This window comes from Allobosea sp., assembly GCF_035944895.1.
GTDB lineage: Bacteria > Pseudomonadota > Alphaproteobacteria > Rhizobiales > Beijerinckiaceae > Allobosea.
Window position 1 is genome coordinate 1 of record NZ_DASZAT010000008.1, and the last position, 17838, is coordinate 17838.

Below are 17838 nucleotides of genomic sequence, written 5' to 3' on the forward strand. Positions count from 1 at the left end.
CGCGCGGCGCCAGGTGCCCAAAAGCACCCAGCGCCGCGTTGCCGTTTAAAAATCTTACCGCGGGGTGGAGCAGCCCGGTAGCTCGTCAGGCTCATAACCTGAAGGTCGTCAGTTCAAATCTGGCCCCCGCAACCAAAATACTTCAAAATACAAAAACCCCGCAGAGAGCAATCTCCGCGGGGTTTTTTGACGCTCGACCCGAGCTCAGACGCCGAAAGCCTCGGCTGGCTCTTGCGGTCCAAGGAGAGTGTAACTCTCCAGGCGATCTACGTTTCCCGATCGTCGAGTTCCGCAAAAAACTCGGTGAGACAGGCTAGAGCACTCAGCGTGCCCTGATCCCTGATCTTCTCCGTCGCCTTGTTCACTCTCGATCGCGAAGCCGCTGCCGGCTCGATTCGATAGAGCTTCTGCTCGACATCTGCGAGGCCAGCCGACGTCACCAATGCAGCCATTCCCTTACCAAGCTCCCGCGGCGAGGTGCCGAGGAAGCTCGAGAACTGCATCAGGAACTGCGAACTGGCGTGGCTCAAGCCGCGCTCGTAGCTGAGATATTGCTCCTCGCTGACATGGAGGGCGCGCGCCACCTCGGCCCGCTTCAACCGTGACACAAGCCGGAGACGCCGCATTCGATCGCCAACGATACGCTTGAATTCGGCCCGCCAGTCGCGATCCATCGACGCCCCTCGATCCTGCTCCTTCAGCGTGCATCTCCGTATGTTGTGCAGTCAATAGCTGCAGTCTCCCGGCCACGACGAGCGCGCGCAGGGTTGGCATTGAACTTACGTTCTCAGGGCAAGCATCATGCTGCCGCCTATCGACAGTGGCTGCAGCGTACTACTCTGCCAGCCAGTTTGATTGATAGGGTAGAGGGTAGGAACCATGGCCACCAGAACAGCCGGACAGATCCATATCGGCATTGGCGGCTGGGTGTTCGAGCCCTGGCGTGGGACCTTCTACCCGGACAAGCTCTCGCAGAAGCGCGAACTCGAATATGCCTCAAGCAAGCTGACCTCGATCGAGATCAACGGCACCTATTACGGCTCGCAGAAGCCGGAGAGCTTTGCCAAATGGCGGGCGGAGACGCCCGATGGCTTCGTTTTTGCGTTAAAAGGCTCGCGGTTCTGCACCAATCGCCGCGTGCTGGCTGAAGCGGGCCCCTCGGTAGAGAAGTTCGTGACCTCCGGCCTCAGCGAGCTCAAGGAGAAGCTCGGCCCGATCAACTGGCAGTTCATGGCGACCAAGGCCTTCGACCCCGTCGATTTCGAGGCGTTCTTGAAGCTGCTGCCGAAGGAGGTCGACGGCATCAGGCTGCGTCATGCCGTGGAGGTGCGTCATCCCAGCTTCCGCTCGCCCGATTTTGTCGCGCTGCTGCGCGAATATGGTGTCGCGGCGATCACCTCGGGCGATTCCGACTTCCCGCAGATCGCCGACGTCACCGCGCCCTTCGTCTACGCCCGGATCATGGGGACCAAGGAAGCGGAGGGGCAGGGCTATCCGGCGAAACAGCTCGACACCTGGGCCGGGCGCGCCAAGGACTGGGCCAAGGGCGGTGCGCCTGAGGATCTGGAGCTGGTCGCGCCCGCCGCGGAGACGGCGCCGCGCGACGTCTTCCTCTATGTCATCAGCGGCGACAAGGTCCGCAATCCCGCCGCGGCGATGGCGCTGATCGAGCGGGTCGGCTGAGGTCTACTGCGCGGCCTGCGTCGCCGGCTCCTGGCAGACATCGACCCATTGCGCACCGGTCAACGCCGCCATCCGCTCCGGGCTGATGCGCACGGCAGTCTGGGTCGAGCCGGCGGCCGGTACGACCTCGTCGAAGACCTTCAGCGAGATGTCGCAATAGACCGGCAGCGGGCTTGGCAACCCGAACGGGCAGACGCCGCCGACCGGGTGGCCGGTGATGGCGACGACTTCGTCAAGATCGAGCATACGGGGCTTGGCGCCGAAGGCGGCTTTGGTCTTCCTGTTGTCGAGGCGGGCATCACCGCGCGTCACCAGCAGCACGACGCGTTCGCCGAGGCGGAACGACAGGGTCTTGGCGATGCGCGCCGGCTCGACGCCGAAGGCTTCCGCGGCAAGCGTCACCGTAGCGCTGCTGCCCTCGGTTTCGAGGATGGCGATATCGGGGGCGTGCTGCGCGAAGAAGGCGCGGACGGATTCAAGGCTCACGAGGCAGTCCTTCCAAAGCGCCACCAGATCAGCGAAGCCACCAAGGCCGGCACGCCGAAGACGACGAGCAGGATCGGGGCCTCCTGCAGGAAGCTGTAGCCGGCCCTGGTGATGCCGACGATCAGATTGATCACTGAGGCAACGAACCAGAGCGGGATGAACAGCTTCATCGCATAGACGATCGGGTGGCGCCCGCCCGTGTTCAGGCGCGGCGCGATCAGCAGCAGGATGCCGAGCAGGGCAAAGCCCGCGGCGATGACCTTGACGGTGTGCATGTCACGGTTCCTTGGGACGCAGGGACAAGGTTTCCCAGGCCGCGACGATGATCAGGATCGCGGTTGCGCTCATGCTGAAGCCGAGCGGCGGCAAGCTGCCGGCCAGCGGTATGAGCAAGGCGAGCAGGCCGAGCCCGGCCAGGTGAGACAGCGGATACCAGCCGGCGGTGACCTTCTTGAAGCACAGGTTGCCGAGGAGGTAGAGCGCCGGCCCGGCGATGATCGCGATCGCCGCTTTCGTCTCGGTATGCCCGCTGGGATGGGCGAGCACGAACTCGTCTCCGACCGCGACCAGGATGATGCCGGCGACGAGGAGCAGATGGATATAGGTATAGGCGATGCGGGCGAGCCGGCCGGGATCGTCGGATCTCGCGATCTGCTCGCTGGCGCGCTCGGCGCCGATGTTGAAATAGATCCACCACATCGCCACCGAGCTCAGGAAGCTGTTGGCGAAGGCGAGCACGATGACCGGAGTCATCGCCAGCTTGGCGAAAGTCGCGCCGGTGACGAGCACGGACTCGCCGAGCGCGATGATGACGAACAGGGCGCAGCGCTCGGAGAAATGGCCGCCCTCGATGGTCCAGTCGGCGGTGGTCGAGCGGCCGAGGCCGGGAACGTAGAAACCGAGCGAGGGCGAGACATATTCGAGGCCGAGGGCCAGCGCCCAGAAGGCGAAGCGGCTATTGCCCTCGGCGAGGCCGCCGGCGATCCAGAAGATGCCGGAGAGGACGAGCCAGGCGGTGATCCGCTGGAAGTTGCGATAGTTCGCGGGGCTGTGCGGCTTCAGGCTCAGCATGGTGAAGAGCGAGCGGCCGATCTGCATCGCCGCATAGGCACCGGCGAAGATCAGGCCCTTCTCGCCGAAGGCTTCGGGCAGCGAGGTCGAGAGCAGGAGCCCGGCGAACATCAGCGCGAACAGCATCAGCCGCACGGCGATATGGTCGGGATCGAGCCAGTTGGTCACCCAGCTCGTATAGATCCAGACCCACCAGACCGCGCCGAGCAGCAGCGCCGCTTGAGCGAGCCCGAGCGCCGAGAAATGCTCGAGCAGCGTGTGCGAAATCTGGGTGATCGCGAAGACGAAGACCAGATCGAAGAAGAGCTCGACGAAGCTGACCTTGTTATGCGTGTGCTCCGCGCGTGGGCGCAGCACATGTCGTCTGGCTCTAGTGCCGCTCATCCCGCCTCCGCGCGTTCTGTCTCTGCGAAATCCTAGAGCAAGATTGGAGGAGGCGGGAAGGTGGCTTTGCCGGCCTCAGTGCCGGAAATGGCGATGGCCGGTGAAGACCATGGCGAGGCCGGCCTCGTCGGCCGCCTTGATCACCTCGTCGTCGCGCATCGAGCCGCCGGGCTGGATCACGGCGGTGGCGCCGGCTTCGGCTGCGGCAAGCAGGCCGTCCGCGAAGGGGAAGAAGGCGTCGGAGGCGACGACTGCACCCTTGGCGAGGCTCTCGCTCACGCCGGCGGCCTTGGCCGCTTCGCCGGCCTTCCAGGCGGCGATGCGCGAGGAATCGACGCGGCTCATCTGTCCGGCGCCGACGCCGACCGTGGCGAGGCCCTTGGCATAGACGATGGCGTTCGACTTGACGTGCTTGGCGACGCGGAAGGCGAAGCGCAGATCGGCGAGCTCGGCTTCGCTCGGCTGGCGCTTGGTGACGACCTTGAGCTCCATGTCGTCGACCACGGCATTGTCGCGTGCCTGCGCCAGGAAGCCGCCGGCGACGGTGCGCAAGCTGAGGCCTGCCTTGCGGACATCCGGCAGGCCGCCGGTCAGCAGCAGGCGCAGGTTCTTCTTGGCAGCGACGAGCGCGATCGCCTCTTCGTCGGCGTCGGGAGCGATGATGACCTCGGTGAAGATCTCGACGATCTTCTTCGCCGCTTCCGCATCGAGCTTGCGGTTCAGCGCGACGATGCCGCCGAAGGCCGAGACGGGGTCGCAGGCGAGCGCCCGCTCATAGGCCTCGAGCAGCGAAGCGCCCTCGGCGACGCCGCAGGGATTGGCGTGCTTGACGATGACGCAGGCGGCGGTGCGGGCCGGATCGAACTCGGCGACGCATTCGAAGGCGGCGTCGGTGTCGTTGATGTTGTTATAGGAGAGCTGCTTGCCCTGGACCTGGCGGGCGGTGGCGACGCCGGGGCGCTGCTCCGGCGTGCGGTAGAAGGCGGCCCATTGGTGCGGGTTCTCGCCATAGCGCATGGTTTCGGCGAGGTTGCCGCCCAGCGCGCGGAAGGCCGGCGAGGTGTCGCCGAGTTCGCCAGCGAACCAGTTCGAGATCGCAGCATCATAGGCGGCGGTGCGCGAATAGGCCTTCTGCGCCAGCTTGCGGCGGAGCGTCAGCGTGGTCGCACCCTTGTGCGTCTCGAGATCGGCCAGCACAGCGGCATAGTCGGAGGCCTCGACCACCACGGCGACGTCGTTGTGGTTCTTGGCGGCGGCGCGGATCATGGCAGGGCCGCCGATATCGATGTTCTCGATGCAGTCGTCATAGGGCTTGCCGGCGGCGACTGTTGCCTCGAACGGATAGAGGTTGACGACGAGCAGGTCGATCGGCGCGATGCCGTGGCCGAGCATCGAGGCCTGATGTTCCGGATGCGAGCGGATGGCGAGCAGGCCGCCATGGACCTTGGGATGCAGCGTCTTGACGCGGCCGTCCATCATCTCGGGGAAACCGGTGAGGTCGGAGACGTCGGTGACGGCAAGACCGGCCTCGGCGATCGCCTTGGCGGTGCCGCCAGTCGAGACCAGGGCGATGCCCAGGCGGGAGAGGGCGCGGGCGAAGTCGATCAGCCCGGTCTTGTCGGAAACGGAAAGCAGCGCGCGTTCGACGCGGCGGAGTTCGTTCGGCATGGGAAGATCAGGTCCGGGTTGATGAGCGCGAGGCGCGGAATACTCGCGCGCGCCCTATCACGCCCGGGCTTTGCTGCAAAGCACAAGACGCCGCAACCTAGGCCTGCGGAGAGATCAGAGCGGCAGGTCGGGCTCTGCCTCGGCCTGTTCCTGCCGGGCCTCCTCGGCCCTGGTTTTGCGCTGCGCCGGCGTCCCGAGGCGGGCGAAGCGCCAGATGACCTGCGGCGTCGCCACAGCGTCGAACTCGACGACGAGCTGCGTCGTCTTGTGGCGTCCGTCTGCGGCGGCGAAGAAGATGCTTTCTTCCAGCGTGACCCTGAGGCCCGATGCCTCGAAGGCCCAGATCTCGCCCGAGGGCAGTGCCAGCAGCGCGCCGTCGCCGTCGCGGATCAGGCTCGGCTTGACGTTGGGGTGCAGATGGAAGCGCGCGGCTGCCGGCAGGCTTGCCAGCGCAGCCGGCGGGCTCAAGCCATCCTCGCCGACGAGCTCGCTGCCATTGCGGGCGAGCAGCAGGCGGCGGGTATGGATGGTGCCGAAAGCACGCCGGTAGCCGTCATGGCTGCCGACCCATTCGTGGCCGTCCTCGCCGTCCTGGCGGGCGACGCGGACATCGGCCGGGCCTGCGGTGACCCGCCGCTCGCCGAGCACCAGGCCGAAGACGGCGCTGGAGCGGTCGTTCAGCGTCACGGTCGAATGGGCGGCGGTGGCGCGAGCAGCGAGTTTGAGCTCGGGCGTGCCGAAGCGGCTGGCGCCACAGTTCACCACGATGCGCTGCGACCCCGTCGACAATTCGAAGGAGAGGCAGCCGGCATGGGCCTCGATCGAGTTGGCGCCGCGCGGCGGTGGGCCGGCCTCGACCACGACGATACTGGTGCCGGCGCTGAGGCGGTCATAACCGGAATAGGCGGCATGTTCGATCGGCCGGGCGCGGACATCGTCATAGGCGGCGAGCGTCGCCATCAGATCGGGCGGCGTCGCGTTCATGCCGTTGAACAGTGCGAGCGCGCCGTCGCCATGCCGGAACAGCTTGAGATGCGGCATCATCCGGTCGATCGCCATGATGACGGCGCGGGGCGGTTCGAGCCCGCGCGCGGTGAAGGTCTCGCGCAGCGGCAGGAGGTCGAGCAGGAGGTCGATGAGGATGCGGGGATTGCGGCTGAGATGGCCGCCATCCGGCAGGATCTGCTGTTCCAGCTCGTCAGAGAGCGCGATCTCATAGCGACGCAGCCGCCGTTCCTGGCCGTCGAGGCAGATGGCGGCGAAACAGATCGCGATCAGGCATTGCAATCGCGCCGCGCCCTCGACCGCGCCGGCCAGCGCGAGCTGCAGCCGCTCAGTCGTCTGCGCGACATGGCGGATGAAGCGCTCGTAGAAGGCATGATCGGCGCCTTCGAGCAGCAGCGGCGAATGCGACAGGAACGACATCAGCCGACGGGCGATCACTGCCGGGCGGCGGGCGATCTCGTCGCGATCATGTCGGCGGGCGATGAACTCATCGACGAGGGCGCGTGCGTTGGCGCGGGCGATCGCGGTGTCGGCGGCCCGCAGATGGCGCAGCCAGATAAAGCCGTTCAGCGCCTCGGACCAGGCCTCGCTCGGCGGCGCGACCAGGAAAGGCGATTCGCCGTGGCAGTTCACGGTGCGGCCGGAGAGTGCGAAGTACCCGGCATAGATGTCGCTCGCCGTGGTCGGGTCGGCGGTGCGCAGGTCGTGCGGGGCGAAGAGCAGGCGGCTGGCGCGCAGGCGACCGAAGGGCCAGAGCGCGCGCTTGGCGCCGGCGACCTGGCCGCGCGTGCGTCGCGCCGCCCTGCCGATGGCTGCCCGTGCCAGGCCTCCGCGCTCCGACCAGCCGTTCAATGAATCCCGCTGCCTCGCCGTCCCACCGCCTCCCTGCGAAGGCGAATCCCCGATCGAGTCATGATCTTATCAGGCGACAAGCGTAAAATCCCGCCCATCCTGAGAGACGCGGCGTCTCGCCGGCGAGCTGGTGCGGCAACGTGCGCAATTCGCCCTGCGCCGTCAGCGCCTCAGCCTGGCCACCGATCTCCTCAGGCTTGATCGGATCGCGCGCGAAGCCGGGGTTTCGCGCCAGGAAGGCCTCGATCTGCGCCTCGCCTTCCTCGCGTTCCAGGGAACAGGTGCAGTAGATCAGGCGCCCGCCCGGCCTGGTCAGCTGCGCCGCCTGGTCGAGCAGGCGGGCCTGCAAGGCGGCGAGCTTGGCGACATCCTCAGGCTGCTTGGTCCAGGCGACATCGGGATGGCGGCGGATCGTACCGGTTGCGCTGCAGGGCGCGTCGAGCAGGACGGCGTCGAAAGGCTCGGCCTCGAAGGTCGCGACATCGGCAGTGACGACTTCTGCGCTCAGCCCGAGCCGGCCGAGATTGGCCTTGAGCCGGCGCAGGCGCGGGCCGGAGCGATCGACGGCAACGACTTTTGCACCCGATTGCGCGAGCTGCACGGTCTTGCCACCGGGCGCGGCGCAGAGATCGGCGACCCGCTCACCGGGCCTGACGTTCAGGAGCTGGGCAGGAAGGGCCGCGGCGGCGTCCTGCACCCACCATTCTCCCTCGGCAAAGCCCGGCAGGCCGGTGACCGTCTCGCGCCCGCGCAAGCGCACCGAGCCGGTCGGCAGGATGATGCCGTCGAGCTTGGCAGCCCAGCCGGCCGGATCGGATTTGACGGTCAGGTCGAGCGGCGGCTCCTCGGCATGGGCGGCTGCGATCGTGGCGGCGGTGTCGGCGCCATAGGTCTGCGTCCAGCTCTCGCGCAGCCAGTCGGGCGTATCTGTCAACGGTTCGAGATCGGCGAGGATCGCCTCGCGCTCGCGCGCCAGCCGCCGCAGCACGGCGTTGGCGAGCGAGGTGTAACGCGCGGAGCGGGCGTCCTCGTGCATTTGGCGGATGGCGAGATCGACGGCGGCGTGATCGGGCACGTCGAGGAAGAGCAATTGCGCGGCGGCGGCGACCATGATCGGCTCGAACGGGCCGGATTTGCGCGGGCTGCCGCGCTCGAGCCGGGCGTCGATCACCTGGCGGATCGTGCCGAGGCGGCGGAAGGAGACGGTTGCGATCGCGCGCGCCAGCCCGGCATCGGCCGGCTCCAGCCCCGCCGTCGCAGCCATCCGTTCGAAGGTCTCGTCGAGCGCGGTGCCGGCGCGCAGCACCTCGTCGATCAGCGTTGCCGCGAGGCGGCGCGCGGCAAGACCGGGGGCATCGTCAGCCGGCGCGCGGTTTTCGTGAGGAGCCGCCATCTCAGCCCCAGGGCCCGGGTTCGCGCCCGCCGGCGAAGGGGCTCTGGCTCGCGCCGCTCATGAATCCGCCGCGGCTCGCAGTGACGCCCATGGCGCGCGCCTGCTCCATCAGCGCGGCGATGCGGTTGCCGGTGTCGGGGTGGGTCGAGAACAGTGAATCCATGCCGCGGCCTGAAAGCGGGTTGATGATGAACATGTGCGCCGTAGCAGGCTTCGCCTCGGCCGTCTCGTTCGGGATGTGGGAAACGCCGCCGGCGATCTTGGCGAGCGCGTCGGCGAGCGCCACCGGATTGCCGCAGATTTCGCCACCGATCCGGTCGGCCTCGTATTCGCGCGAGCGCGAGATCGCCATCTGGACGATGGTCGCCGCCAGCGGGGCGAGGATCATCAGGGCGATCTGGACGACGGCGTTGGGGCGGTTGTCGCGCGAACCGCCGAAGAACATGCCGAAGGAGGCGAGCGTCGAGATCGCGCCGGCCATGGTGGCGCTGATCGTCATGGTCAGCGTGTCGTGATTCTTGATGTGGGCGAGTTCGTGCGCCATCACGCCGGCGAGCTCGTCATAGCTCAACGTGCGGATGATGCCGGTCGTCGCGGCGACGGCGGCGTTTTGCGGATTGCGGCCGGTGGCGAAGGCGTTCGGCTGATCTTCCTGGATGATGTAGACGCGCGGCATCGGCATGTTAGCGCGCTGGGCGAGGCCCTGGACCATGCCGTAGAGCTCGGGCGCGGTCGCAGCATCGACCTGCTGGGCGTTGTAGGCGGCGAGCGCCAGCTTGTCCGAGTTCCAGTAGCTGAACAGGTTGGTCGCGACCGCGATGCCGAGCGCGATCAGCATGCCGCCGGCGCCGGCAAGCAGATAGCCGACCACGCCGAACAGCGCGGTGAGCGCCGCCATCAGCATGCCGGTACGGACATAGTTCATGCGTGGACCCCTTGCGACCTCGGTGCTCCGGCGCGGAAAGGCTCGCCGGAACGTGGTTTCGTCCCTATGTGGTGGGGATGATGCCGATCCTGCAAGAGAATGGCCGATCATGAGCGCGCAGACGAAGACGGATCAAGCCGCGGCAGCCGAGCCGGCGAAGGCGTTGTCGCCAGCGGCGCAGCGTGCGCTGGCTGAAGCTGAGGCGCGCCGTGCGGCGATCGACGCCAGGGCTGCCGAGCTCAGGCAGCAGAAGGAAGTCGATGGCCGTGGTGGACTCGAGCCGGTGCGCTATGACGATTGGGAAGTGAAGGGCATCGCCAGCGATTTCTGAGCTGGCGGACACGCGGCGCCCGAAGGCGCCGCGGAATGGAGTTCTGCTCAGGCCGCCCTGCTGCGCCGCGCAGGCACTGCCGCGTCCTGCCCTTCCGTGGTGCGGAAGGTGCTGACGAGGCGATTGAGACGCTCGATCTGATCGAGCAGGGAACGCGCCGAAGCCGCGCTTTCCTCGGCCAAAGCGGCGTTGCTCTGGGTCATCTCGTCCATATGGCTGACGGTGCGCGCCATCTCGTCGATGCCGTTGGCCTGCTCGCCGGCGGCGGCGGCGATCTCGTTGACGGTAGACGAGACCTGCATCGAGGCCTCGACGATCTTCTCCAGCGTCTCGCCGGCTTGCCGGACCAGGCGGACGCCCTCGACGACCTCGGTGTCGGAAGAGCCGATCAGGCCGGTGATGTCCTTGGCGGCCTCGGCCGAGCGCTGCGCGAGGGCCCGCACCTCGGCGGCGACGACCGCGAAACCCCGCCCGGCATCGCCGGCCCGCGCGGCTTCGACGGCCGCGTTCAGGGCCAGCAGATTGGTCTGGAAGGCGATGCCGTCGATCACGCTGGTGATCTCCGAGATCTTCTTGGAGGCGCCCTCGATGCGGGCCATCGCCTCGATCGCGTCCTTGACGATCTCGCCGCCGGTACGGGCGACGGCCGAGGCGTTGTCGGCCAGCGTCACCGACTGGCGCGAGGACTGCGCCGAGCTCTTGACCGAGGCGGTGAGCTCTTCGGTGGTCGCCGCGGTTTGTTGCAGGGCCGAGGCCTGTTGCTCGGTGCGCGAGGACAGGTCGTTGGCGCCGCTGTTGATCTCTTGCGAGGAGGCGGCGATGGCGGAAGAGCTGGTCTTGATGCTGGCAACCATCTCGCCGAGCTTGGCCATGGCGTCGTTGAAATGATCGCGGAGGCTGGCGTATTCGGCCGGCATGTCGTCGGCCATGCGATGGGTCAGGTCGCCGCGGGCGAGCGCCGCCATGCCGTTGCCGATATAGCCGATCGCCTTGTCGCGTTCCTTCGCCTTGGCTTCCTCGACGGCCCGGGCCTCGGCCTCGATCTTCAACCGGGCGGCCTCGGAGGCTTCGAGATAGACCGAGATCGCATAGTCCATGTCGAGCAGGGCAGCCTTGACGATGGCGCCGATCTCGGCCCCGCGTTCGGCTGCGCCGGGGAGCTTGCCGCCGAAACGGGCCTTGGGCCAGCGTTCCTCCAGCACCTTGGCGAGCAGGTTTTCGAGCAGCAGGGCGTAGCCGCCGATATACCAGCGCGGCTCCAGCCCGATGCGGGCATGGATCTGGCCGACGGTGGTGACGGCGCGGACATAATCCTGGTCGAACTGGCCCTTGGCGATCCGGTTCCAGTGCGAGATCTGGCGGTTCTTGGCGCCCTCCATATGAGCAGCATTGCCGAAGAAGGCCTTGGTCTCGGGGAAGGCGGAGACCTGGCTGTAGAAGGCGTCGAGGGCGCCGGGCAGGGCGCCGAGGATACTCTTTTCCATTCCGGCGATGCGCCCGCGCGCCTCGCGATCGAGCTGCATGAAGTCTAGCCGTCTGTCGAGCTGATCCTCTGACGACATGATGTGGTTCCCCAACCGTGATGCGCGGCGCCCCTTGGCCACCTTGGAATGAAAGCAGAGTATGGTTAAGAAACGGACAATGGTTGCTTAGTCGAGATACTGCACGTTGTGCGAGCGGGCCGGCGGAAACCCTTGCCGCCAATTGCGATGTTCCTGCCTTGGCTCAGGTCGCGACGGCCCGAATTCCGATCCGCTGCAAACCGCGCTAAGAGGACCCTCATGATGGTTGGAACGGACAAGGCATGAGCAGCGACGGCAAGGGGATCGAGGCGCTGCGGCGGCTCCTGACGGAAGCCCATCGAAAGCTCGGGCTCAAGCTCGGCTTCTCGCTCTGGGACGGCTCGCGCGTGCCGGCCGACTGGCCAGCGGGCGGGCTGATGATCGCGATCCGCGATGCCGGCGTCGTCGCTGCGCTGTTGCGCAAGCCCAAGCTCGATACGCTGCTGCACCTTTACATCGCCGACCGGATCGCGATCGAGAACGGCTCGATCTTCGATCTCGCCGCGGCGCGGCCCGACGGCAAGATCGGACGGCTGGCGCGCGGCATCTCCAAGGCGGCCGCGTTCGACGTGGTCAGGCATTTCATCTTCGCGCCGGGACAGGCGCAAGCGGCGGTGACCCATCGGCGCGGCGACGAGATCGCCCGAGACGGCGATCCGGCGACGAACAAGGCCAATGTCGCCTACCATTACGATGTCTCGAACGCGTTCTACCGGCTCTTCCTCGACGAGGAGATGGTCTATACCTGCGCCTACTTTACCGAAGACCATGGCGATATCGGCCGCGCCCAGCGCGACAAGCTCGACATGATCTGCCGCAAGCTGCGGCTGAAGCCCGGTGACAAGCTGCTCGACATCGGCTGCGGCTGGGGCGCCCTCATCTGCCATGCCGCGCAGCATTACGGCGTCGAGGCGCATGGCGTGACCCTGGCCGAGGAGCAATTGAAGTTCGCGCAGGAGAAGGTCGACCGGCTTGGGCTCTCAGGCAAGGTCACGCTGCATCTCAAGGACTTCACCCAGATGGAAGGGGAGTTCGACAAGATCTCCTCGATCGGCATGTTCGAGCAGGTCGGTATCCGCAACCATCCGACCTATTTCCAGGCGGTGAACCGGCTGCTCAAGCCGCGCGGCCTCTATCTCCACCATACGATCTCGCGGCGCGCCAAGAAGACCGAGAAGGCCTTCAACAAGATGCCGGCCGAGTATCGCGCCCTGGTGCGCTACATCTTCCCGGGCGGCGAACTCGATCATTTGGGCATGTCGATCGCCAATCTCGAGCGTCACGGCTTCGAGGTCCACGATGTCGAGGGCTGGCGCGAGCACTACCAGCGCACGACGCGGCTGTGGTGGGAGAAGCTGAACGCCAACAAGGCGCAGGCCGAGGCCGAGATCGGCCCGGAGCGGACGCGGATGTGGCTGATCTATCTCGCCGGCTGCTCGCTCGCTTTCGAGCGCGGCGGGGCGCTGGTCAACCAGACGCTGGTCTCGAAGCGGCGCAAGGGCCCGTCCGGCTTGCCGCTGACCCGCGCCGATCTATATCGCTGAGCGCGGTTACGACAGGCGAAGTGCGAGGGGGCGAGCGCTGAGGGTCACGGCGCCGGCGCCAGCTTCGGCGCGGGCATAGTGCAGGGCATCGTCCCGGCTGCGGAAATACCCGCCGCCGCGCCCATGCGTCTCGACCGCGATCCAGTGGCCCTCGCGGTCACGCCCGATCTTGAAATGCGGGCGGGCGGCTGAGGCGGCGGCGGTCGGCATGACCGCCTCAAAAGAAACCGATCGTGGCGCCGAAGGCGAGGCCGGCACCGAAGACGATCATCGAGGCGAAGCAGGCTTCGGCGACGGTGAAGAGGGTCTGGGCGTGGCCGGAGAGGGCGGAACGGGACAGCGTGAACATCATGATCCCCAAAGGATGGAGCGTTGATGTCCCGGTCTTGCGGTGCTCTGCGCAGTTTTCGCGATAGGCTCTGAAAATGCGAATGGCGCCCGAAAGGGGCGCCATCAGGTTGGGCCAGGCTGTCAGACCTATTTCTTCACGAAGGCGTCGAGCTTGCCGTAATGTTCGGCCAGCAGATAGTAGAAGGTCAGGCGCGACTTGGTCTTGTCGGCCTTCATGTGATCGCAGGTCGCCTTGATGGAGGCATCGAGGTCGGCGCTCTTCAGGCCGAGCTTCTTCTTCAGGAAATTCTCGCGGACGCGGTCGAGCTCGGCAGGGTCGGAGCAGGCGACATAGCGCGTGTCGGGCTTGCTCATCACCAATGCGTAGGACTTGCTCATGCCGGCAAAGGCGGCCTCGTTGACGGGCTTCTTGGCAAACTTCTTGACGTCGGCGAGATGATCCATCGGGTACCCCTCTGAAGACATATCGGTTCGAAGGCGCGCTGGACTCAGCGTTACGCCTTTGAAAACGATATCCGGCTTTTTCTCGACAAGCGAGAGGCGCCGACGCGAAAACTCCTGCGATTCCTCGGGAAGAACCGGGGAATCCGCGAGGATGCGCCGGGACAAGTCAGCGTTCAGGGCATTACGACGACCGGGGTTCCCATCCGGACCCTGGCATAGAGATCGATGACATCGTTGTTGTGCATCCGGAAGCAGCCATAGGAGGCGGCGGTGCCTACCGAGCGTGGGTTGTTGGTGCCGTGGATGGCGTATTGGCCACCGGGGCCGAGACCGATGACGCGCGCACCCATCGGGTTGTTCGGAGCGCCGCCCGGGATCACGTCGGGCAGGCGCGGATTGTCGCGCTTGACCTCGGCCGGCGGGCTCCAGGCCGGGTCGACCTGGAGTTCCTCGACATATTTGACACCGCGCCACTGCTTGCCGGCCTTGCCGACGGCGATGGTGTAGCGCAACGCCTGGCCGGGCGCGGCGATGTAGTAGAGCTTGCGCTCGGCGGTGCGGATCAGGATCGTGCCGGGCTGGTAGCGATAATCGGGGAAATCGACGACCTCGCGCGCCTGGGCGGGACGCACCGCCAGCAGCATCAGCAGCGAAAGCGCCGCGACGATGAAATCGATCGGTCCGTGCCGGCCCGCCATGGCCTTCTCCCTATGCAGCTGAATGCTTCGGGAGCGGATTTGGACGGGCTGCCGGTGAATCGGGGGTTCAGCAGCATGGTGAACCCTCGATTCAGCATGAATCCGGGCTTAATCGGCTCGGCGTCTCAGGCGATGGCGTTGCTCAGCGCAATCGTCGCCAGCAGCAGCGAGAGCAGGGCGGCGAGCGCGAGGTCGATCGGACCGTGCGAAATGCTCATGACGGGATCCTCCGTGCGGCCTGCGATCCGAGATCCGGCGGCGCTGTGCCCGTCATGACGGAACCGGCGGGTACGGTCCATGAACGACGATGGCCGGCGTGAACGGCCGATTAAGCGCGTCTGCGGCGTTTGCGGAAAATACGCGGGAGCCGAAATCAGGCCTTCTCGACCACCAGCGTCGCGCCGTCGACGCGCACGACCCGAATCTCGGCCCCGGCGAGCAGTTCGGGGCCGGTGACGCGCCAGGAGGAATCGCCGATGCGGATGCGGCCCTCGCCGCCGGTCATCGTCGCCTCCAGCCTGAAGACCTTGCCGATCAGCTGGCGGCCGCGATCGTTCAGGCCGCTGGCGGTGTCAGGTTCGTCACTGTGGTGGCGCGTGACGATACGACCGATGACGACGGAGGCGACGGCGAGGCCGGCGAAGACCAGCCAGGCGCCTTGCCAGGCGAGGCCGGTCAGCCCGACCACGGCGCCGGTCAACAGCGCGGCGAGCCCGAGCCAGAGCAGGAAGACGCCGGGCGCCAGCATCTCGCCACCGACCAGGACGAGCCCGAGCACGATCCAGCCCCAGCCGCCGAAGGAGGCAAACCAGTCGAGCATGCTCAGCCCTCCGTGCGGCCTGCCGCCGGGACGGAGCCGGAGCGCCGGTTTGCCGCCGCATCCTCGCCGAACACGGCCTTGGTCAGCTGGGCAATGCCGCCGACGGTACCGGCGAGCGCCGCCGCTTCGACAGGGACGATCACCACCTTGCTGTTATGGGCGCTCGCCATCGCCTTCAGCGCCTCGGTATAGCGTTCGGCGATCAGGAAGTTGGCGGCCTGGATGTCGCCGCGGCTGATCGCCTCGCTGACCATGGCGGTCGCGGCTGCCTCGGCCTGGGCCGAGCGCTCGCGCGCCTCGGCGTCACGGAAGGCCGCTTCCTTGCGGCCCTCGGCGGCGAGGATCTGCGATTGTTTCTGCCCTTCCGCCTTGAGGATCTCGGCCTGGCGCTGGCCTTCGGCCTCGAGCACGGCGGCGCGCTTCTCGCGCTCGGCCTTCATCTGCCGGTTCATCGCGCCGGCGATGTCGGCCGGCGGCAGGATGTCCCGGATCTCGATGCGGGTGACCTTGACGCCCCAGGGCGAGGCGGCGGCGTCCATCACCCGCAGCAGCCGCTCATTGATCTCGTCGCGATGCGAGAGCAGCTGGTCGAGATCCATCGAGCCGACCACGGTGCGGATATTGGTCATCGTCAGGACCATCAGCGCCTGGCCGAGATGGGAGACCTCGTAGCAGGCCTTGGCGGCGTCGAGCACCTGGTAGAAGGCGGCGGCGTCGATGCGCACGCCGGCATTGTCCTTGGTGATGGCTTCCTGCGAGGGAATGTCGAGCACCTGCTCCATCACATTCACCTTGTGGCCGATGCGCTCGATATAGGGGATGATCAGCCCGAGGCCCGCCCCCAGCGTGCGCGAATAGCGGCCGAAGCGCTCGACCGTATAGTTGAAGCCCTGCGGGATGGTGCGGACCCCGAGCGCGATCGTCAGGATGACCAGCGCGACCAGTGCGACGACGACAATGTCGAAGCCAGTGGGATTCATCTCAGCTCTCCGGCTCAATCGGGGAATTTCGTTCAAACGTGCCTTTGCGAGCGTCTGATGACGGCTCGCGGGGCGGCTTGCCTTCGAGATAGCCGACGACCCGCCACATCATCGTGCCGACGGCATTGCATTCCTCGTCGCTGAGCACGCCCATCATCGCCTCGATCCGGGCGGCGTGGATCGCCAGCGCCTTGCGGGTCAGGACCTCGCCATCTCCGGTCAGCCAGAGCCGGCGCACGCGCTTGTCGGCCTCGTCGCTGCGGCGCTCGATCAGGCCGCGGCGCTCGAGCTCGGGCAGCAGCATGCTCATGGCGCTGCGGCCGACCAGCAGCTTCTCGGCGAGCTGCTGCTGGGTCAGGCCGGGCGTACGGAAGACGTTGGCGAGCACATCGTAATGCGCGAGCTGGATGCCGAGCGGCGCCAGCGCCTCGGAGAAGACCTTCTTCCAGAGCTGATGCATGCGCGCGACCGCGAGCCAGTTCTTGAAGCGCGGCAGATCCCAGGGCAGCCGCGCGGTGCTCCCGCTCTCAACTCCGGTTGCGGAAATTGGCTCTTGCATTTTGTTCATTGCTGAACATAATTGTTCAAGGCTGAACGAACAAGGTTTCCGATCATGCCCGGCACAGCGCTTCGCGTCATTCGTCCTCTCGTCCGCATCGGCAGTTTCATCGCTCCGCATACGGCCGGGCGTGCCGCCTTCAAGCTCTTCTGTACCCCGCCCCGCCCACCGGGGCCACAGAGCCGGACCGGCAAGGCGATCATCGCCGCCCGCGCCCGGCTCGCGCCGGCGATCAGGCAGGCGGTATCCTACCCGTGCGGAACGGTCAGCACCTATCTGTTCGAACCGGAGCCCCGCTTGCAAGATGGCGACGGTCCGGCGCCGACGGTGATCCTGTTGCATGGCTGGAACAGCGAGGCGGCGTTCATGACCGCTTTCGTGCAGCCATTGCTGGCGCAGGGCTTCCGCGTCGTTGCCTTCGACATGCCGGCGCATGGCACGTCGACCGGGGCCGAGCTGAACATCCCGCTGGGCGTCGCCGCGCTTGCCGCCGTGGCGCGCGTCTTTTCGCCGGTGCATGCGATCGTGGCGCATTCCTTCGGCGGGGCGATCGCATTGGCGGCGCTGGCCCGCAGCGTGCCGGGGCAGCCGCGGGTCAAGTCGAACCGGCTCGCGCTCGTCGCGGCGCCATCCTCGGTCACCATGATCACTCGCAATTTCGGTGCGACGATCGGGCTGGGGCGCCGCGGCCAGGCGGCGCTGGAGCGCCGCATCCACAGCGTCGCCGGCAACCCGGTCGAGGCCTTCGAGGGCCGCGATCAGCTCGACGCCATCGGCCTGCCGACCCTGGTGATCCATGACCGGCAGGATCGGGAGCTGGAGTTCCATCATGCGCAGGCGCTGGCAGCAGCGGGACCGTTCGTGGCGCTGCAGGAGACGAGCGGGCTCGGCCACCGGCGGATCTTGCAGGCGAAGCAGGTGGTGGAGAGCGTGACGCGCTTCGTGGTGGGGTAGCAGCCTCCTTCTCCCCTCGGGGGAGAAGGTCCGGCAGGGGATGAGGGCGGTGCGACTGGGTGAGGCGAGGACAGGCTGCGCCTGTCCTTCCCTCATCCGTCAGCGCTTCGCGCTGCCACCTTCTCCCC

20 protein-coding genes and 1 tRNA gene are annotated in these 17838 nt (G+C 66.9%); 5 read left to right on the forward strand and 16 right to left on the reverse strand.

Translation table 11 applies throughout. The annotated features are described in order from the left end of the window. The first annotated feature begins 58 nt into the window (after positions 1 to 58). Positions 59 to 135: transfer RNA gene (locus VGV58_RS11635), tRNA-Met, on the forward strand. 131 nt (positions 136 to 266) lie between these two features. Here the strand turns inward: VGV58_RS11635 and VGV58_RS11640 are convergent. Further along, complete coding sequence (locus VGV58_RS11640; RefSeq protein WP_326874179.1) at positions 267 to 674, reverse strand: helix-turn-helix domain-containing protein; 408 nt, start codon at positions 672 to 674, stop codon at positions 267 to 269. Between the two features lie 205 nt (positions 675 to 879). Here VGV58_RS11640 and VGV58_RS11645 point away from each other — a divergent pair, with 205 nt between their 5' ends. After that, on the forward strand, positions 880 to 1683 hold the full coding sequence (locus VGV58_RS11645) for a DUF72 domain-containing protein (RefSeq protein ID WP_326874180.1): 804 nt from the start codon (positions 880 to 882) through the stop codon (positions 1681 to 1683). Positions 1684 to 1686: 3 nt separating this feature from the next. Here the strand turns inward: VGV58_RS11645 and VGV58_RS11650 are convergent, their stop codons facing one another. From VGV58_RS11650 to htpX, 7 genes are all read right to left on the reverse strand, one after another. Beyond that, positions 1687 to 2169, reverse strand: a complete 483-nt coding sequence (locus VGV58_RS11650) for a YbaK/EbsC family protein (RefSeq protein ID WP_326874181.1) — start codon at positions 2167 to 2169, stop codon at positions 1687 to 1689. Continuing rightward, on the reverse strand, positions 2166 to 2444 hold the full coding sequence (locus VGV58_RS11655; RefSeq protein WP_326874182.1) for a hypothetical protein: 279 nt from the start codon (positions 2442 to 2444) through the stop codon (positions 2166 to 2168). Before VGV58_RS11655 ends, VGV58_RS11650 begins: the two co-directional genes overlap by 4 nt. 1 nt (position 2445) lies before the next feature. Further along, entirely contained in the window at positions 2446 to 3624 is a 1179-nt protein-coding gene (locus VGV58_RS11660; protein WP_326874183.1) for a low temperature requirement protein A, read from the reverse strand. A gap of 75 nt (positions 3625 to 3699) precedes the next feature. Next, on the reverse strand, positions 3700 to 5292 hold the full coding sequence (gene purH, locus VGV58_RS11665; protein ID WP_326874184.1) for a bifunctional phosphoribosylaminoimidazolecarboxamide formyltransferase/IMP cyclohydrolase: 1593 nt from the start codon (positions 5290 to 5292) through the stop codon (positions 3700 to 3702). A gap of 114 nt (positions 5293 to 5406) precedes the next feature. Beyond that, positions 5407 to 7149 carry a heparinase II/III family protein gene (locus VGV58_RS11670; RefSeq protein ID WP_326874185.1) on the reverse strand — a complete coding sequence of 581 codons (1743 nt, stop codon included), beginning with the start codon at positions 7147 to 7149 and terminating at the stop codon, positions 5407 to 5409. 58 nt (positions 7150 to 7207) lie between these two features. Beyond that, complete coding sequence (locus VGV58_RS11675; protein ID WP_326874186.1) at positions 7208 to 8542, reverse strand: RsmB/NOP family class I SAM-dependent RNA methyltransferase; 1335 nt, start codon at positions 8540 to 8542, stop codon at positions 7208 to 7210. A 1-nt stretch (position 8543) separates the two neighbouring features. Next, positions 8544 to 9467, reverse strand: a complete 924-nt coding sequence (gene htpX / locus VGV58_RS11680; RefSeq protein ID WP_326874187.1) for a zinc metalloprotease HtpX — start codon at positions 9465 to 9467, stop codon at positions 8544 to 8546. A 109-nt stretch (positions 9468 to 9576) separates the two neighbouring features. Between htpX and VGV58_RS11685 the strand changes: the two genes are divergently transcribed. Next, complete coding sequence (locus VGV58_RS11685) at positions 9577 to 9798, forward strand: DUF1674 domain-containing protein (RefSeq protein ID WP_326874188.1); 222 nt, start codon at positions 9577 to 9579, stop codon at positions 9796 to 9798. 47 nt (positions 9799 to 9845) lie between these two features. On the opposite strand, the gene VGV58_RS11690 is transcribed toward VGV58_RS11685, so the two are convergent. After that, complete coding sequence (locus VGV58_RS11690) at positions 9846 to 11360, reverse strand: methyl-accepting chemotaxis protein (RefSeq protein WP_326874189.1); 1515 nt, start codon at positions 11358 to 11360, stop codon at positions 9846 to 9848. Between the two features lie 242 nt (positions 11361 to 11602). Here VGV58_RS11690 and VGV58_RS11695 point away from each other — a divergent pair, with 242 nt between their 5' ends. Continuing rightward, complete coding sequence (locus tag VGV58_RS11695; RefSeq protein WP_326874190.1) at positions 11603 to 12904, forward strand: class I SAM-dependent methyltransferase; 1302 nt, start codon at positions 11603 to 11605, stop codon at positions 12902 to 12904. 6 nt (positions 12905 to 12910) lie between these two features. On the opposite strand, the gene VGV58_RS11700 is transcribed toward VGV58_RS11695, so the two are convergent. The 7 genes from VGV58_RS11700 to VGV58_RS11730 form a co-directional block, all read right to left on the reverse strand. Further along, the gene (locus tag VGV58_RS11700) at positions 12911 to 13114 is read right to left on the reverse strand and encodes a hypothetical protein (protein WP_326874191.1); all 204 of its coding nucleotides are present in this window, start codon (positions 13112 to 13114) and stop codon (positions 12911 to 12913) included. Positions 13115 to 13121: 7 nt separating this feature from the next. Beyond that, the gene (locus VGV58_RS11705; RefSeq protein ID WP_326874192.1) at positions 13122 to 13253 is read right to left on the reverse strand and encodes a hypothetical protein; all 132 of its coding nucleotides are present in this window, start codon (positions 13251 to 13253) and stop codon (positions 13122 to 13124) included. Between the two features lie 128 nt (positions 13254 to 13381). Continuing rightward, the gene (locus VGV58_RS11710) at positions 13382 to 13699 is read right to left on the reverse strand and encodes a DUF2853 family protein (RefSeq protein WP_152015020.1); all 318 of its coding nucleotides are present in this window, start codon (positions 13697 to 13699) and stop codon (positions 13382 to 13384) included. A 173-nt stretch (positions 13700 to 13872) separates the two neighbouring features. After that, the gene (locus VGV58_RS11715) at positions 13873 to 14397 is read right to left on the reverse strand and encodes a L,D-transpeptidase (RefSeq protein WP_326874193.1); all 525 of its coding nucleotides are present in this window, start codon (positions 14395 to 14397) and stop codon (positions 13873 to 13875) included. Between the two features lie 373 nt (positions 14398 to 14770). Then, positions 14771 to 15217, reverse strand: a complete 447-nt coding sequence (locus VGV58_RS11720; protein WP_326874194.1) for an NfeD family protein — start codon at positions 15215 to 15217, stop codon at positions 14771 to 14773. A gap of 2 nt (positions 15218 to 15219) precedes the next feature. Then, positions 15220 to 16197, reverse strand: a complete 978-nt coding sequence (locus VGV58_RS11725; RefSeq protein WP_326874195.1) for an SPFH domain-containing protein — start codon at positions 16195 to 16197, stop codon at positions 15220 to 15222. A 1-nt stretch (position 16198) separates the two neighbouring features. Then, on the reverse strand, positions 16199 to 16765 hold the full coding sequence (locus tag VGV58_RS11730; RefSeq protein ID WP_414643949.1) for a MarR family winged helix-turn-helix transcriptional regulator: 567 nt from the start codon (positions 16763 to 16765) through the stop codon (positions 16199 to 16201). 45 nt (positions 16766 to 16810) lie between these two features. On the opposite strand from VGV58_RS11730, the gene VGV58_RS11735 reads away from it, so the two are divergent. After that, positions 16811 to 17710 carry an alpha/beta fold hydrolase gene (locus tag VGV58_RS11735; protein ID WP_326874197.1) on the forward strand — a complete coding sequence of 300 codons (900 nt, stop codon included), beginning with the start codon at positions 16811 to 16813 and terminating at the stop codon, positions 17708 to 17710. The last annotated feature ends 128 nt before the right edge of the window (positions 17711 to 17838 follow it).

Bases quoted from the DNA above. Each gene is read 5' to 3' on its own strand.
- VGV58_RS11735 (WP_326874197.1), top strand. From the start codon at position 16,811: ATGCCCGGCACAGCGCTTCGCGTCATTCGTCCTCTCGTCCGCATCGGC.
- VGV58_RS11715 (WP_326874193.1), bottom strand. From the start codon at position 14,397: ATGGCGGGCCGGCACGGACCGATCGATTTCATCGTCGCGGCGCTTTCG.
- VGV58_RS11675 (WP_326874186.1), bottom strand. From the start codon at position 8,542: ATGGCGGCTCCTCACGAAAACCGCGCGCCGGCTGACGATGCCCCCGGT.
- VGV58_RS11685 (WP_326874188.1), top strand. From the start codon at position 9,577: ATGAGCGCGCAGACGAAGACGGATCAAGCCGCGGCAGCCGAGCCGGCG.
- VGV58_RS11720 (WP_326874194.1), bottom strand. From the start codon at position 15,217: ATGCTCGACTGGTTTGCCTCCTTCGGCGGCTGGGGCTGGATCGTGCTC.
- VGV58_RS11705 (WP_326874192.1), bottom strand. From the start codon at position 13,253: ATGTTCACGCTGTCCCGTTCCGCCCTCTCCGGCCACGCCCAGACCCTC.
- VGV58_RS11730 (WP_414643949.1), bottom strand. From the start codon at position 16,765: ATGAACAAAATGCAAGAGCCAATTTCCGCAACCGGAGTTGAGAGCGGG.
- VGV58_RS11640 (WP_326874179.1), bottom strand. From the start codon at position 674: ATGGATCGCGACTGGCGGGCCGAATTCAAGCGTATCGTTGGCGATCGA.
- VGV58_RS11660 (WP_326874183.1), bottom strand. From the start codon at position 3,624: ATGAGCGGCACTAGAGCCAGACGACATGTGCTGCGCCCACGCGCGGAG.
- VGV58_RS11645 (WP_326874180.1), top strand. From the start codon at position 880: ATGGCCACCAGAACAGCCGGACAGATCCATATCGGCATTGGCGGCTGG.
- VGV58_RS11690 (WP_326874189.1), bottom strand. From the start codon at position 11,360: ATGTCGTCAGAGGATCAGCTCGACAGACGGCTAGACTTCATGCAGCTC.
- VGV58_RS11655 (WP_326874182.1), bottom strand. From the start codon at position 2,444: ATGCACACCGTCAAGGTCATCGCCGCGGGCTTTGCCCTGCTCGGCATC.
- purH (WP_326874184.1), bottom strand. From the start codon at position 5,292: ATGCCGAACGAACTCCGCCGCGTCGAACGCGCGCTGCTTTCCGTTTCC.
- VGV58_RS11695 (WP_326874190.1), top strand. From the start codon at position 11,603: ATGAGCAGCGACGGCAAGGGGATCGAGGCGCTGCGGCGGCTCCTGACG.
- VGV58_RS11700 (WP_326874191.1), bottom strand. From the start codon at position 13,114: ATGCCGACCGCCGCCGCCTCAGCCGCCCGCCCGCATTTCAAGATCGGG.
- VGV58_RS11725 (WP_326874195.1), bottom strand. From the start codon at position 16,197: ATGAATCCCACTGGCTTCGACATTGTCGTCGTCGCACTGGTCGCGCTG.
- htpX (WP_326874187.1), bottom strand. From the start codon at position 9,467: ATGAACTATGTCCGTACCGGCATGCTGATGGCGGCGCTCACCGCGCTG.
- VGV58_RS11710 (WP_152015020.1), bottom strand. From the start codon at position 13,699: ATGGATCATCTCGCCGACGTCAAGAAGTTTGCCAAGAAGCCCGTCAAC.